This window comes from Lelliottia sp. RD5 (assembly GCF_056032945.1).
This window is the reverse complement of the sequence record NZ_JBVYHQ010000003.1, coordinates 313,485-327,227: the sequence shown is the minus strand read 5'-3', so window position 1 is coordinate 327,227 and position 13,743 is coordinate 313,485. Positions and strand designations below refer to the sequence as shown.

Sequence of the window (13,743 nt, the reverse complement as noted above, 5' to 3'; positions counted from 1 at the left end):
TGCCTTCCGATCAGTTGTGGTGACGCACTGCGCGCAGAAATTCCTGACGGGTATTCTGGCTCGACTTAAACAGACCGCCAAGGGAGGTCGTGGTCGTTGCACTGGTGGCATCACGTACGCCGCGCGCTTTCACGCAATAATGCACGGCATCAATGGATACAGCCACATTGTTGGTCCCCAACAGCGTTTGAAGCGCAGTCAGAATTTGCTGGGTCAAACGTTCCTGAACCTGCGGACGCTGGGCAAAGAACTGCACAATGCGGTTAATTTTAGACAGGCCAATCACCGTATCTTTAGGGATATACGCCACGGTCGCTTTGCCATCGATAGTAACAAAGTGGTGTTCGCAGGTACTCGTCAACGTAATTTCGCGCACGGTCACCATTTCATCGACTTTCATTTTATTTTCGATGACGGTGATTTTTGGGAAATTAGCATAATCCAGGCCGGAGAAAATCTCGTCGACATACATTTTTGCGATGCGTTGCGGCGTCTCCATCAGGCTGTCGTCGCTCAGGTCGAGATTCAGCAACTGCATAATCTCGGTCATGTGACCGGCAATAAGACGTTTGCGTGTTTCATTGTCCAGTTCGTTGACCGGTGGACGCAGCGGGGTTTCAAGACCACGCGCAACCAGCGCTTCGTGGACGAGAGCGGCTTCTTTACTGAGTGATGGCATTATTTTTCTCCTGCAGGTGTGGCTGCCTTTTACCCTCATAGAGGCAAAAGTGTTCGCTCATTGTGCGTGAGGTGACGCACATAATCCAGTATTCACAGCGATAATTATTGCGATTGCCGTTGCCTTTCAGCCTGACGGTTCCAGACCAGTGCTCCGCCAACAATCAGGGCGACACCCGCCAGACCGAGCGCAGGCTCCAGTTGGTGAGTCAGCCAGGTGGAAATCGCGGATGTCACCGGGCCCACCAGCTGGCCTATCGCGTATCCCGTGGTCAAGAGTCCCGCCATGTAACGGGTATGTTCGGGTGCCAGCTCGCGGCCACACAGCAGCGAGAGTTGAACGGCGCAGAGAAATCCGCCTCCGACCAGCAACGCACCGGTCACCAGACCCGCGATCCCCGGCATTAACCAAGCGGCAAAAACGCCCAATCCCTGCAACCACAGCACAATGGATAAACGTCGATTCGACGTCGAGACATGGCGCAGTGCGATACCCAACGCGATCCCCACCACGGCCGCTACGCCAAAAATTGGCCAGACAAACTGGGCAAACAGGCTTCCCGGGAAACGTAAAGCGGCCATCTGCGACAAAAATGTCGCCGGAAGAATATACCCAAACCCGGCCAGGCTATAGCTCCAGACCAGGCGACGCAAATCGGGTGTCAGTACCAGCGGATCGGGTGCGGTACCAGGGCGGTGCAGCTGTCCGCCACGCGGTAAATAGCGCGCCACCAGCACAATTAAAATCAGCGCCAGTACGCCATAAATTTGCCAGGCTGCACCCGCCGAAAGCGATCGCGCCTGAATGTAGACGGCCAGCAGGCCGCTGAGCGCAATGCCCGCCCCTGGACCCGCAAACACCGCCGCGCTCAGACCAGGCTTGCCGGAATGCGCCAGCCGTTCATTGGTCCACGCGGCGATCAACACCATGGACCAGCCGCTCATGCAGCCGATCACAAAGCGTATCATTCCATGTACGATGGCGTTATCCGCCACAGCGGAGAGCAGCGTCAGCGCCACGGCGCCTACAATCCCCAGATACAAGCGCCCTTCGACAAAACGATGCGCACGCATGGCATCCCATGCACCGACCAGGTAGCCAAGATAATTCATGGCTGCCACTAATCCGGCGCTGGTCAGCGTAAGCTGTCCAGCCGCGATCATCAGCGGAACCTGGGGCGTAAAGGCAAAACGCCCTATTCCCATCGCGACGACAAGCACCACAAATCCACTGAGCGCGATACGCAGCGCCATAATCGCTCCAAATGTTAAATTTAAGTAAATTTATGATGCAGTATATCGGGTAACAGCGGAAGTGAAAGTTGCTCACAGGTGAATGAATAATATGTATTATGGGTTTAATGAATATCTGTAAGCATTAAGGAGCCTTGCATGGAACTGCTCGAAGAGCACCGTTGTTTTGAAGGTCGGCAGCAGCGCTGGCGGCACGACTCCACAGCACTGAATTGCGCGATGACGTTCAGTATTTTTTTACCGCCGACCAACGGGAAGGCAAAACCGCCGGTGCTGTACTGGCTTTCTGGCTTGACCTGCAACGATGAAAACTTCACTACCAAAGCAGGCGCGCAGCGCGTTGCCGCCGAGCTGGGCATTGCTCTTGTTATGCCGGACACCAGTCCCCGTGGCGATGATGTCGCCGATGATGCGGGTTACGACTTAGGTAAAGGCGCAGGATTTTATCTGAACGCCACGCAGCAGCCGTGGGCAAGCCATTACCGGATGTATGATTACATTCGTAATGAGCTGCCCGCGCTGATTGCAGCGGAATTTGATGTCGGTGACCGGTGCGCGATCAGCGGGCATTCGATGGGCGGACACGGTGCGCTCATTATGGCGCTCAAAAATCCTGGCACGTTCACCAGCGTCTCTGCGTTTGCCCCGATCGTGAATCCCACGCAGGTACCGTGGGGACAAAAAGCGTTTTCACACTATCTGGGTGAGGATGCGGATAAATGGCAGGAGTGGGACAGTTGCGCACTAATGCAGGCGAGCCAGCCGGGAGACGCCATCCCTACGCTTATCGATCAGGGCGATGCGGATCAGTTCCTCGCCAACCAGCTCCAGCCAGCTGTCCTTGCAGAAGTGGCGCGCCAGAAAGCCTGGCCGCTGACGTTACGCATTCAGCCGGGTCACGATCACAGCTACTATTTCATCGCATCGTATATTGAAGATCATCTCCGCTTCCATGCGGAGCATTTGTTCAAGTAAGCCCGAGCATTATGCCCGGTAGCCTTTCGCTCACCGGGCATTTCATACATCAGAACTGATAATCTACGGCCATAAAGTAACGACGGCCATCTTCCGTATAGCTGTAATCGTCACGGCTGAGATCTTTATCCAGCAGGTTTTGCACGCCGGCACGCAGCTTAACGTTTTTCGTTGCCTGCCACGCTCCGCCCGTATTCCAGACGACATAGCCGCCAGGCGTTGTATCACCGTCGGCAACGGCGCGCTTCTCACCCGTGTAGTTACCCTGCACGTAGAATGACCATGCCTGGGTCGCCTGCCAGTCAACCGTACCGTTTGCCGTATGGAACGGCAGTTCGGACAGCGGTTTATTACCGCCGTTGCTGATATCACGCCCATCGTTATAGGTGTAGTTCAGCGTCATTTTCCAGTCTTCTGCCAGCGGGAATTTCAGTTCCGTTTCGACGCCACGAATACGCGCTTTGTTGACGTTGTAATAGCGGAAAATCGGTTCGCCGTCGCCGTTCAACCCGACATAATTCGGGTAACTTTGCGCATCGTTAACGTTGGCGGTACGGGTGATGCTAATGCGATCATCCACGTTATTCTGGAAGGTGGTGATGCTGGCCTGAACGCCTTCTAACCAGCCCTCTTCCCCGGCGTAATATAGGCCGAGTTCGAAGCTTTCGCTGGTTTCCGGTTTTAGATCCGGGCTCCCCACAATTTCGCATGCGCCGCGGCAGGAACCGGTGGTCCAGTCAGGGCTAAGCTGCAGCAGCGATGGCGCTTTAAAGGCCGTGGCCCAGCCACCTTTCACCGTCATCGTGTCGGTCGCGTTATACACCAGATACGCACGCGGGCTCCAGTGATCGCCATAGGTTTCATGGTCATCCATACGTACACCGGTGGTCAGCGCCAGCGGCTCGAAGATACGCCATTCATCTTCGATAAAGAGCGCGTACTGGCTGGCCGAGGTGTTATTGCTGGTACCACCCGTCAGGTTGACAGGATCTTTCAGCTTATCGTGACGCCATTCGCCACCCAGAGTCAGCAGCTGACTGATTTCACCCAGCGGCAGCACGTATTTCCCGTCCACGGCAGTGCTTTCCGAGGTGATCGGGCTACTGTTGCCAGGATTTTTGTTATCGACTTTTTCACCGTAAACTTTCAGCTCGCTGTTGCCCACATCCCAGCGGCCATTGTGGCTCAGAGAATAGTTCTGGCGATCCAGGCGGTTCTTGTTGAGCGAGTCGGAGTCGCGATCCTGACGGTCGTAACCGTACCCCGCGGTAAAATCATGATTTTCGTCTGGCGTCCAGGCGAGTTCCACATTACCACTGCGGCTGGTAAAGCCTTCAATGCGCGGCGTTTCGCCGGTCGCTGTCGTGGAGGATTTTTGCTGATCGTCTTTTTCACGCTTAGAGAGGCTTCCGAAGGCTTTCAGCCCCAGAACGCCGTCCACCAGCGGACCGCTGGTGTAGAACTGGCCGTTATAGGTATCGCCACGATCGCGGTGGTGCTGGATGGTGGTGTCCGCCGTCAGCGTACCGGTCCATTTCTGACCAATTTTTTTGGTGATGATATTCACCACCCCGCCCAGCGCATCGGAACCATACAGCGATGACATTGGCCCGCGCACCACTTCGATACGCTCAATGGCGTCAACCGGGATCCAGTTGAGATCGAAGTCGTTATGACGGAATACGGCATTGCGCGAGCTGACGCGCTTGCCGTCAACCAGAATCAGCGTATAGCTGCTGTCCAGTCCTCGGATGCTCACGCCTTTACGGTTATCCCCTTCGCTGGTTAATTGCACGCCTGGCACTTCCCGCAGGACATCTTTCAGGTTGTTGACCGGCTTACGTTGCAGATCCTGCTGAGTGATGACGCTAATACTGGCAGGCGCATCTTTGAGGTTTTGTTCGGTGGCCGATGCAGTGACAACCATCGTGTCGCCAGATTCCGCAGCAATAACAGGCAGGGCAAGGGACAGTGCGGACGCACAAAGTCCTCCCCTTACGAAGGGATTCAACCTAAACATTCCATTTCTCCATGAGGTAAACACAACAATATCAAATATTTATTGCTCACAATGCCTTGCGCTCCGCCTGCTTCTTTGGCCGGTCGGATGGGTGTTTATGTGCAGGTGTGGCCGTCACGTCATCGTCAAAAACAGACCGCCACGCTGACGCTTTCATCCTGTTGAAAATCGCCGTAACGATAAAGCAAACGATAACTATTATCAATTAAATTGTTAACAATTATGTCTTTTCTCCATACTGTGGACATAAAAAAACCCGCTCATGTGAGCGGGTTTGAAAGAGAGGAAAAGCGATTATTTTTTGAATCGTCCAGGGAAGTCCATTTCACTGTAGCTGACGAAGCGCGTGCCTTTTGTCAGTTTGTAACCAAACCAGATAATCAGGAACAGCGGAATCCCGATATATGTCGCCATCACGCCGCCCCAGTCAATGGTGTCTGACAGGAAGGCTTCGTAGTTCTGACCGAGCGTGATGATCAGGCACAGAACGAAGGCGAAGATCGGCCCAATCGGGAAGAATCCTGAGCGGTATGGCAGGTCGTTAATATCATGCCCTTGCATAACGTAACCGCGACGGAAACGATAGTGACTGATGGCAATCCCGAGCCAGGCGATAAAGCCTGTCATACCGGAGGTATTAAGCAACCACAGATAGACCGTCTGATTACCAAACATAGAGGTCAGGAAGCACAGCCCCGCGACCACCGTTGTGGCATACAGCGCATTGCGCGGAACACCGCCGCGTGACAGTTTGGCGAAAATGCGTGGCGCTTTACCGTCGCACGCCAGGGTGTACAACATACGCGTTGAGGCGTACATGCCGGAGTTACCCGCAGAAAGCACCGCCGTCAGAATAACCGCGTTCATCACCGCCGCCGCTGAAAGCAGACCAGCATGCTGGAAGACCAGCGTGAACGGGCTGACGCTGATATCTTTCACATCGTTACGCAGCAGGCTCGGGTCGGTGTAAGGAATGATCAGGCTGATAATCAGGATCGCGAATACGTAGAACAGCAGAATACGCCAGAACACCTGACGCACTGCGCGCGGAATGTTCTTCTCCGGGTCTTCCGATTCACCGGCAGCAATACCAATCAGTTCGGTTCCCTGGAAGGAGAAACCAACAATCATCGCCACGCCAATCATGGCCGCAAATCCCCCGGCAAACGGCGCCTCGCCAATTTCCCAGTTGCTCCAGCCCGCAGGTTCGGCCCCTTTAAAGATGCCCACAATCATCGCCACGCCGACAATGATGAAGATAATCACGGTCGTCACTTTGATCAGGGAGAACCAGTATTCTGCCTCACCAAAACCACGTACGGAGATGTAGTTCAGCAGGAAAATCACCGCCAGGAAAATGGCGCTCCAGATCCAGCCCGGCGTGTCCGGGAACCACCAGTTCATCACCAGCTGCGCGGCCACGAGGTCAACAGCGATAGTTACCGCCCAGTTGTACCAGTAGTTCCAGCCCAGCGCGAAGCCAAAGCCTTCTTCAACGTATTTTTGACCGTAAGTCGAAAAGGAGCCGGAAACCGGCATGTATGCCGCCAGTTCGCCCAGGCTGGTCATCAGGAAATACACCATCAGGCCAATCAACATATACGAAAACAGCGCGCCGCCAGGACCTGCTGCTGAAATGGTTGCACCGGATGCAACAAAAAGACCTGTCCCAATGGATCCGCCAATGGCGATCATTGTCAGGTGACGCGCCTTGAGTTCGCGACGTAGCGCGGGCGCTTCTGTGGTTTTATTTTCTGAAACCATGTGAAAATGCTGTCCATTTTAAAAATGAGGCGCGATTGTAGCAGACGATCCGCGTTCCTTCTGGCAGAAATGCGCAGTTATAAGAGAGCTTCATGACTGGCCGAGGATTATAAGTAAAGCTGAGCGACCTCCCCTCTCCCGCGCGGGGAAAGAGAAGGCTAGTTGTTGCAATAACGCAGAAAACGCTGAAGAGAACTGGAGAGGTGTTTCTGCCGATGATGAATACACCACAGTGTGCGCACCAGCTTGGGCAACGGGACGGGGATTTCCACCAGCGAGCCGCTCTCAAGCTGTTCGGCAATCACCCGACGTGACAAACAGCTGATTCCCAGGCCGTGGCGCACAGCATGTTTAATGGCTTCGGAGTTCCCTAATTCCATCCCCAGATGAAACTGCGGCAAATGGGAAAGCAGCAGATAATCGACGATTTCGCGCGTGCCGGAACCGTGTTCACGTAAAATCCACGGGGCCTGCGCCAGGCGTTCCAGCGTGACGTCGCCGTGCAACAACGCAGAAGCCGGAGAAGCAAAGACCACCAGTTCATCTTCCAGCCACGGCTCGGCAATAATATCGACGTTATGACACGGCCCTTCGATAAGCCCGATATCCACGCGAAAATCGATAATAGCGTTAATCACATCCTGGCTATTGCCGACGCTCATCTCCAGCGGCAGCGTCGGGAAATCGCGACGGTAGCGGGCGATTACCTCCGGGAGAATATAGTTCCCGATGGTGCTGCTGGCGAACACACGGATGGCGCCATTCTCCTCGCGAAATAACTGTTCGATTTCAACCGCTTGCTCCAACAACGCCAGCGCACGCGGGTACAGCAAGCGCCCATGTTCATTTACCACCAGGCGTTTGCCTACCCGGTCAAAAAGCTGAACGCGAAGCTGGCCCTCAAGATCGGTGAGTGCCGCGCTGACTGCAGACTGTGACAATGCCAGGCGCACAGAGGCCTGAGTCGTTGATCCGCTTTTCAGGACCTCGGCAAAAACTTCAAGCTGACGCAATGTTATGTGCATGGTTGCTTACCACTTATAAAGATTAATTATAAATATATAATCAATTTTATTTTTAAGCCAGAGCGCCGTAATCTTTTAACCAGAGAGAGGAGAAGGTTATGACAGCAATTACCCTACACAATCATCGTTCAGTGTGGCATTACGCGCCGGGGCTTGCGCTCAGTGCCGCCATCACCGGTGCAGCATTATGGGGCGGGAGTATTCCGGCCGTCGCAGGTGCCGGGTTTAGCGCACTCACGTTGGCTATTCTGCTCGGCATGGTGGTCGGCAATACGGTATATCCACAGATTTCACAATCCTGCGACGGCGGTGTGATTTTCGCCAAACAGCACCTGCTGCGTCTGGGCATTATTCTGTATGGTTTTCGCCTCACTTTTTCGCAGATTGCGGACGTGGGCGTCAGCGGGATTGCCATTGACGCTCTGACGCTGACCAGCACCTTTTTGCTGGCCTGCTTTATCGGCCAAAAAGTCTTCGGGCTGGATAAAAAAACCAGCTGGCTGATTGGTGCGGGCAGCAGTATTTGTGGGGCCGCGGCAGTACTCGCGACAGAACCGGTGGTTAAGGCGGAATCCAGTAAAGTGACGGTTGCAGTGGCGACCGTGGTTATCTTCGGTACGCTGGCGATTTTCCTTTATCCGGCGATGTATCCGCTGGTCGCACACTGGTTCACGCCTGAAACGTACGGCATTTATATTGGCTCAACGATGCACGAAGTGGCACAGGTTGTCGCTGCGGGTCACGCCATCAGCCCTGAGGCGGAAAATTCAGCGGTCATTGCCAAAATGCTGCGCGTGATGATGCTGGCACCGTTCCTGATTATTCTGGCCGCACGTGTTAAACAGCTGACACCCGCCGGGAAAGGTGAAAAAAGTAAAATTACCATTCCGTGGTTTGCGATTCTGTTTATCGCAGTGGCGGTGTTTAACTCATTCCATCTGCTGCCAAAAGCAATGGTTGATATGCTCGTCACGCTGGATACCGTGTTGCTGGCAATGGCGATGGCAGCGCTCGGCGTCACCACGCACGTCAGCGCGCTGAAAAAAGCAGGTGCAAAACCTTTGCTGATGGCATTAATGCTCTTTGTCTGGTTGATTGTCGGCGGGGGCGCTATCAACCTGGCCGTACACAGCCTGATGGCATAAAGCACTACATCCTTCTCCTGTTAACCCGCTATCATAAGCGTTTCGGGTTAACAGGAGTCCCTTTATGAAATATGTTGGAGCGCACGTTAGCGCAGCAGGCGGCCTTGCAAATGCCGCCATCCGCGCCGCCGAAATTGAGGCGACCGCGTTCGCCCTGTTCACCAAAAACCAGCGCCAGTGGCGCGCTGCGCCGCTCACCCCTGAAATTATTAATGATTTCAAAGCCGCCTGCGAAAAGTACAACTTCGGGCCGGGGCAGATCCTGCCGCACGACAGTTACCTCATCAACTTGGGCCATCCGGTTCAGGAAGCGCTGGATAAATCACGTGAGGCCTTTCTTGATGAATTGCAGCGTTGCGAACAGCTTGGCCTGACGCTGCTGAATTTCCATCCGGGCAGCCATCTGATGCAAATCGACGAAGACGCCTGTCTGGCGCGCATTGCGGAATCCATCAACATCGCGCTGGCGCAAACAGAAGGCGTCACGGCGGTTATCGAAAATACGGCCGGCCAGGGCAGTAATCTGGGTTTCAAATTTGAACATCTGGCGGCAATTATCGATGGCGTGGAAGATAAAACGCGCGTGGGCGTGTGTATCGATACCTGCCATGCCTTTGCCGCAGGATACGATCTGCGCAGTCACGAAGAGTGCGAGAAAACCTTTGCAGAATTTGAGCGCATTGTCGGCTTCAAGTATCTGCGCGGTATGCATTTAAACGATGCGAAAAGCGCGTTTGGCAGCCGTGTTGACCGCCACCATAGCCTCGGCGAAGGCAACATTGGTCACGATGCGTTCCGCTTTATTATGCAAGACGCGCGCTTTGACGGTATTCCAATGGTGCTGGAGACGGTTAATCCGGATATCTGGGCGGAAGAAATCGCATGGCTGAAAGCACAGCAGACCGCTGAACAAGCGGCATAAAAAAAGCCGGGTCGCATTAGCACCCGGCTTTTTTATTGATTCAACGAACTTATGCTGCTTTTGCTACCGCTGCGGATTCCACTTCCGGGCGCTTGAGCACCGCGTAAGACAGACCAGCAATCAGCGTACCCGCAATAATCGCGAACAGATAACCCAGCACCGGCGTAATCGCACCAGGAATCAGCAGAACGAACAGACCACCGTGCGGTGCCATCAGTTTTGCGCCGATTGCCATGGAGATAGCACCCGTCACTGCGCCACCAACGATACAGCATGGCAGAACGCGCATTGGGTCACGTGCTGCAAACGGAATGGCACCTTCAGTGATGAAGCACAAACCGAGAACCAGAGCTGCTTTGCCCCCTTCCTGCTGCGCTTTATCAAACTTACGACGTGCAATAATCGTTGCCAGGCCCAGGGCCAGTGGTGGCACCATACCCGCTGCCATGATTGCCGCCATCGGCGCATAGGTCTGGGTACTCAGCAGGCCAACACCAAAGGCATATGCCGCTTTGTTTACCGGACCGCCCATGTCGGTACACATCATGCCGCCGAGGATTGCGCCCAGCAGTACCGCGTTCGCCGTACCCATGGTTTGCAGCCAGTGGGTAAGACCTTCAAGGATGCCAGCAACCGGTTTACCAATCAGGTAGATCATGCCCAGACCAACCACGAGGCTGGAAATCAGTGGAATGATCAGGATCGGTTTCAGCGCTTCCATACTTTGCGGCAGCTTCAGCTTCGAGCTGATCGCTTTCGCAACGTAACCCGCCAGGAAACCCGCGATAATACCGCCGATAAATCCGGAGCCGGTGCTCACTGCCAGCATACCGCCGATAAGACCTGGCGTCAGCCCTGGACGGTCAGCGATGGAAAATGCAATGTAACCCGCCAGCACTGGTACCATCAGCGCAAACGCTGAACCGCCACCAATCTGCATCAGCGCAGCAGCCAGTGTGCCCGGCTCTTTAAACGCTTCGATACCGAAGGCAAATGAGAGCGCGATACACAAACCGCCCGCCACCACCATCGGCAGCATGTAAGAAACACCGGTCAGCAGGTGACGATAGGCGCCCGCGGACTCTTTCTTACCTTCAGTTGCAGATTGTGATTTTGCAGAGGCCTGATACGGCTTGGCTTCGGCCAGCGCCTTGTCAAACTCCTGTGCTGTTTTCTTCAGCGCCAGGCCGGTTGAAGTGCGATACATCGGCTTACCGGCAAATTTTGCCAGGTCTACTTCGATATCAGCCGCCACAATCACCAGATCGGCTTCAGCCACTTCTTCAGCCGTAATCGCATTGCCTGCGCCGACAGAACCACGGGTTTCAACCTTCACCCACCAGCCGCGTTTTTTCGCTTCGGTTTCGATGGCTTCAGCCGCCATAAAGGTATGCGCCACGCCGGTTGGGCATGCGGTAATAGCCACAATACGTTTTGGACCCGTTGCGGATACATCAGCATCGGCGACCGGCGCGCTGTAAATCGCCGCATGGCCTTTCGCTTCGCTCAGGAATAATTCTGGGTGTGCCACGGCGCGGTTAATATCGCCCAGCCACACTTTTTTACCGTTCAGCGCGCTGTCAGCGGGCATTTTGTCGCCCAGAACAATCGCCAGTTCAGCGTCATTCGGGTTATCGACAATTTCAACATGCGCTTTGTCTGCCGCTGCGCCCAGCAGCGTTTTCGCCATATAGGCGCGAGCCTGTCCAAGACTGGAATCAATGATCAGCAGCGTTTTCATTATGCCTCTCCTGCTGTTAGTTAAAAGGTTTTAAGTCAACGCGCGCCATCATCGCGGCCAACTGGGTACGTTCGGTAATACCAACATTGCTCTGGCTTACGGCCAGGGCAGCAACAGCGGTTGCAAGACGTAAAGTATGTTCACTGGATTCACGCATCAGCAGGCCATAGATCAGGCCGCCGACCATCGAATCCCCTGCGCCCACGGTACTCACAACTTCCACCGACGGTGGTTTGGCAATCCATTCGCCAGACGCGTTAACCCACAACGCACCTTCCGCACCCAGAGAAATCACAACGTGAGCGATACCTTGTTCACGCAGCGCATGAGCGGCTTCAATAACATCTTTTAATTCTGGCAGTTTACGACCCGCCCAGATCTCAAGCTCGCGACGGTTGGGTTTAACCAACCACGGAGACGCTTTAAGACCGGCAACCAGCGCTTCGCGGCTGCTGTCGAAGATGATGCATGGGCATTGGCTACGCAGACGCAGCATCCAGTCGGTGAACGCTTCCGGGCTTACGCCGGATGGCAAACTGCCACTCACGCAAACCATGTCAAACTGACCAAGCCAGGTCAGAGAGTCGTTAACAAAGCGTTCCCAGTCTGCGGGCGTCACTTCGAAACCGGAGAAGTTGAAGTCGGTCACTTCTCCGTCTTTTTCTGTCAACTTCACGTTAATACGGGTACGGCCTTGAACGACCTGGAAGCGGTTCGCAATCCCCAGCTCGCTGAACAGCTGCTGAAAACCATCCTGGTTGTCTTTTCCCAGGAATCCGCCCACGGTCACGTCAATACCCAAATCTTTGAGCACCTTAGCAACGTTAATGCCTTTACCCGCAGCGTGCAGGCCCGTGGTCCGCACGAGGTTGACTTCACCGCGTTCCACTTCTGGCGTAAAACCAACCAGATCGTATGCGGGGTTTAGCGTAATAGTGGCGACACGTCTGCTCATTATGCGCCCTCCCCCAAACCTGCCGCGATGGCGTCGCCAACCGCTTTCAGCGCCTGTTCAGCATCAGCACCTTGCGCAGTGAAGCGCAGGCGATGGCCTTTTTTGACACCCAGCGCGACCACTTTCATCAGGCTGCGGCCATTGGCCGGTTTGCCGGAACCATCAAGATTGGTCACGGTGATTTCACTGTCGAACTGTTTGATCGTGTTGACAAGCATGGTGCCCGGACGGGCATGCAGGCCGTGCTCGTTACGCACTACAAATTCAGCGCTGAGCACGTCATCGGTAGAAACGTCATCGCTGGTCAGCAGTGCCAGCAACGTAGCGGTATCTGCGTTCAGCAAACGGTCAGCTTTACTGCTCAGCAGCATGTCGCTGAGGCGCTTAAGCACCGCAACCGGCTGCTCATCCGCCATCGCGACGGTCACCAGCAGCGCTGCCTGCTCGCCATCCACATCAAATGCTGTTGCTGCACGGCTCACCGCGATTGCGCTGCGGACATTGCCTTCTGCGCTGTCGTTCAACCAGACACCCTGACCGAGATTTAACGGCTTGTCGTTGATTACGCGGGCGACAAAGGCGGTCTCAACCGCACCGGCTTCTTTCAGGCGACCCGCGTTAAGCGCCTGTAACGTCACCAGATCGGTGGCGAGAACATCAAGCGTCAGCGTATCGTTATCCAGTTTCAGCACTTCACTCTGCTTTTCACCCATCAGCAGCGCACGCAGCTCTTCAGCCGTGGTCGCTGACTGAAGTTGTTCAGCCACAGCGTCGTCGCTCAGCACATGCGTCAGCTGACGCAGCAAGCCCAGGTGTTCATCACCACTGGCGGCGATACCGATGGCAACGTATGCCACCTGCCCTTCGCCCCACAAAATGCCCTGCGGGAACTGATAAACCTGAACGCCGGTTTTCAGGACCTGATCGCGGGTATCCGTAGTGCCGTGAGGAATAGCGATACCGTTACCCAGGAAGGTTGAGGTCTGTTGCTCGCGCGCCAGCATGCCGTCAACGTAGCCTTCAGCAACGTTCCCTGCCTGCACAAGGCTCGCCGCAATCTTACGAATGGCTTCTTCTTTATTACCGGCCTGTTCGCCCGGATGGATGTCTTGCACTGATAACTTGAACATGGTTCTCCTCTCTCGCTGAACTTGAATCGTTTCAGCCTTAATGAGAAAAAATGCGCTAACGTGCTCTGTTAGAGAGATAGGATAGCGCTGAAACGTTTCAAGGAGTCTTGCGCTTTCTGATAAAGCTTGCAAGG

At 54.7% G+C, this 13,743-nt stretch carries 11 protein-coding genes; 3 read left to right on the top strand and 8 right to left on the bottom strand.

Annotated features, from left to right (window positions below; all coding sequences use genetic code 11):
* Window positions 1-10: 10 nt before the first annotated feature.
* Together folE and AC0LWE_RS12480 are read right to left on the bottom strand one after the other, a co-directional pair.
* Window positions 11-679 carry a GTP cyclohydrolase I FolE gene (folE, locus tag AC0LWE_RS12485; RefSeq protein WP_204771478.1) on the bottom strand — a complete coding sequence of 223 codons (669 nt, stop codon included), beginning with the start codon at window positions 677-679 and terminating at the stop codon, window positions 11-13.
* Between the two features lie 104 nt (window positions 680-783).
* Entirely contained in the window at window positions 784-1,932 is a 1,149-nt protein-coding gene (locus AC0LWE_RS12480) for a YbfB/YjiJ family MFS transporter (RefSeq protein ID WP_216981138.1), read from the bottom strand.
* Window positions 1,933-2,070: 138 nt separating this feature from the next.
* Between AC0LWE_RS12480 and fghA the strand changes: the two genes are divergently transcribed.
* Window positions 2,071-2,907: an S-formylglutathione hydrolase gene (gene fghA, locus AC0LWE_RS12475; protein ID WP_202667481.1), complete on the top strand. Its 837-nt coding sequence runs from the start codon at window positions 2,071-2,073 to the stop codon at window positions 2,905-2,907.
* Between the two features lie 49 nt (window positions 2,908-2,956).
* On the opposite strand, the gene cirA is transcribed toward fghA, so the two are convergent.
* The 3 genes from cirA to yieE form a co-directional block, all read right to left on the bottom strand.
* Entirely contained in the window at window positions 2,957-4,927 is a 1,971-nt protein-coding gene (cirA, locus tag AC0LWE_RS12470; RefSeq protein ID WP_216981137.1) for a catecholate siderophore receptor CirA, read from the bottom strand.
* Window positions 4,928-5,221: 294 nt separating this feature from the next.
* Window positions 5,222-6,691, bottom strand: coding sequence for a lysine-specific permease (gene lysP, locus AC0LWE_RS12465; RefSeq protein WP_059179263.1), 1,470 nt, complete (start codon window positions 6,689-6,691; stop codon window positions 5,222-5,224).
* Window positions 6,692-6,849: 158 nt separating this feature from the next.
* Window positions 6,850-7,716 carry a DNA-binding transcriptional regulator YeiE gene (yieE, locus tag AC0LWE_RS12460; protein WP_059179264.1) on the bottom strand — a complete coding sequence of 289 codons (867 nt, stop codon included), beginning with the start codon at window positions 7,714-7,716 and terminating at the stop codon, window positions 6,850-6,852.
* Window positions 7,717-7,814: 98 nt separating this feature from the next.
* Between yieE and AC0LWE_RS12455 the strand changes: the two genes are divergently transcribed.
* Together AC0LWE_RS12455 and nfo are read left to right on the top strand one after the other, a co-directional pair.
* Window positions 7,815-8,861 (top strand): YeiH family protein, encoded by a 1,047-nt coding sequence (locus AC0LWE_RS12455; protein ID WP_059179265.1) that lies wholly within the window; start codon window positions 7,815-7,817, stop codon window positions 8,859-8,861.
* Window positions 8,862-8,925: 64 nt separating this feature from the next.
* Entirely contained in the window at window positions 8,926-9,783 is an 858-nt protein-coding gene (nfo, locus tag AC0LWE_RS12450; protein ID WP_174343167.1) for a deoxyribonuclease IV, read from the top strand.
* Between the two features lie 49 nt (window positions 9,784-9,832).
* Here nfo and fruA read toward each other — a convergent pair whose 3' ends face one another.
* From fruA to fruB, 3 genes are read right to left on the bottom strand one after another with little or no spacing between them, the layout of a single operon-like run.
* On the bottom strand, window positions 9,833-11,524 hold the full coding sequence (fruA, locus tag AC0LWE_RS12445; protein ID WP_216981136.1) for a PTS fructose transporter subunit IIBC: 1,692 nt from the start codon (window positions 11,522-11,524) through the stop codon (window positions 9,833-9,835).
* A 16-nt stretch (window positions 11,525-11,540) separates the two neighbouring features.
* Window positions 11,541-12,479, bottom strand: a complete 939-nt coding sequence (gene fruK / locus AC0LWE_RS12440) for a 1-phosphofructokinase (protein ID WP_059179268.1) — start codon at window positions 12,477-12,479, stop codon at window positions 11,541-11,543.
* The gene (fruB, locus tag AC0LWE_RS12435) at window positions 12,479-13,609 is read right to left on the bottom strand and encodes a fused PTS fructose transporter subunit IIA/HPr protein (protein ID WP_202693199.1); all 1,131 of its coding nucleotides are present in this window, start codon (window positions 13,607-13,609) and stop codon (window positions 12,479-12,481) included. Before fruB ends, fruK begins: the two co-directional genes overlap by 1 nt.
* Between the last annotated feature and the right edge of the window lie 134 nt (window positions 13,610-13,743).

Bases quoted from the DNA above. Each gene is read 5' to 3' on its own strand.
- folE (WP_204771478.1), bottom strand. From the start codon at position 679: ATGCCATCACTCAGTAAAGAAGCCGCTCTCGTCCACGAAGCGCTGGTT.
- AC0LWE_RS12480 (WP_216981138.1), bottom strand. From the start codon at position 1,932: ATGGCGCTGCGTATCGCGCTCAGTGGATTTGTGGTGCTTGTCGTCGCG.
- fghA (WP_202667481.1), top strand. From the start codon at position 2,071: ATGGAACTGCTCGAAGAGCACCGTTGTTTTGAAGGTCGGCAGCAGCGC.
- cirA (WP_216981137.1), bottom strand. From the start codon at position 4,927: ATGTTTAGGTTGAATCCCTTCGTAAGGGGAGGACTTTGTGCGTCCGCA.
- lysP (WP_059179263.1), bottom strand. From the start codon at position 6,691: ATGGTTTCAGAAAATAAAACCACAGAAGCGCCCGCGCTACGTCGCGAA.
- yieE (WP_059179264.1), bottom strand. From the start codon at position 7,716: ATGCACATAACATTGCGTCAGCTTGAAGTTTTTGCCGAGGTCCTGAAA.
- AC0LWE_RS12455 (WP_059179265.1), top strand. From the start codon at position 7,815: ATGACAGCAATTACCCTACACAATCATCGTTCAGTGTGGCATTACGCG.
- nfo (WP_174343167.1), top strand. From the start codon at position 8,926: ATGAAATATGTTGGAGCGCACGTTAGCGCAGCAGGCGGCCTTGCAAAT.
- fruA (WP_216981136.1), bottom strand. From the start codon at position 11,524: ATGAAAACGCTGCTGATCATTGATTCCAGTCTTGGACAGGCTCGCGCC.
- fruK (WP_059179268.1), bottom strand. From the start codon at position 12,479: ATGAGCAGACGTGTCGCCACTATTACGCTAAACCCCGCATACGATCTG.
- fruB (WP_202693199.1), bottom strand. From the start codon at position 13,609: ATGTTCAAGTTATCAGTGCAAGACATCCATCCGGGCGAACAGGCCGGT.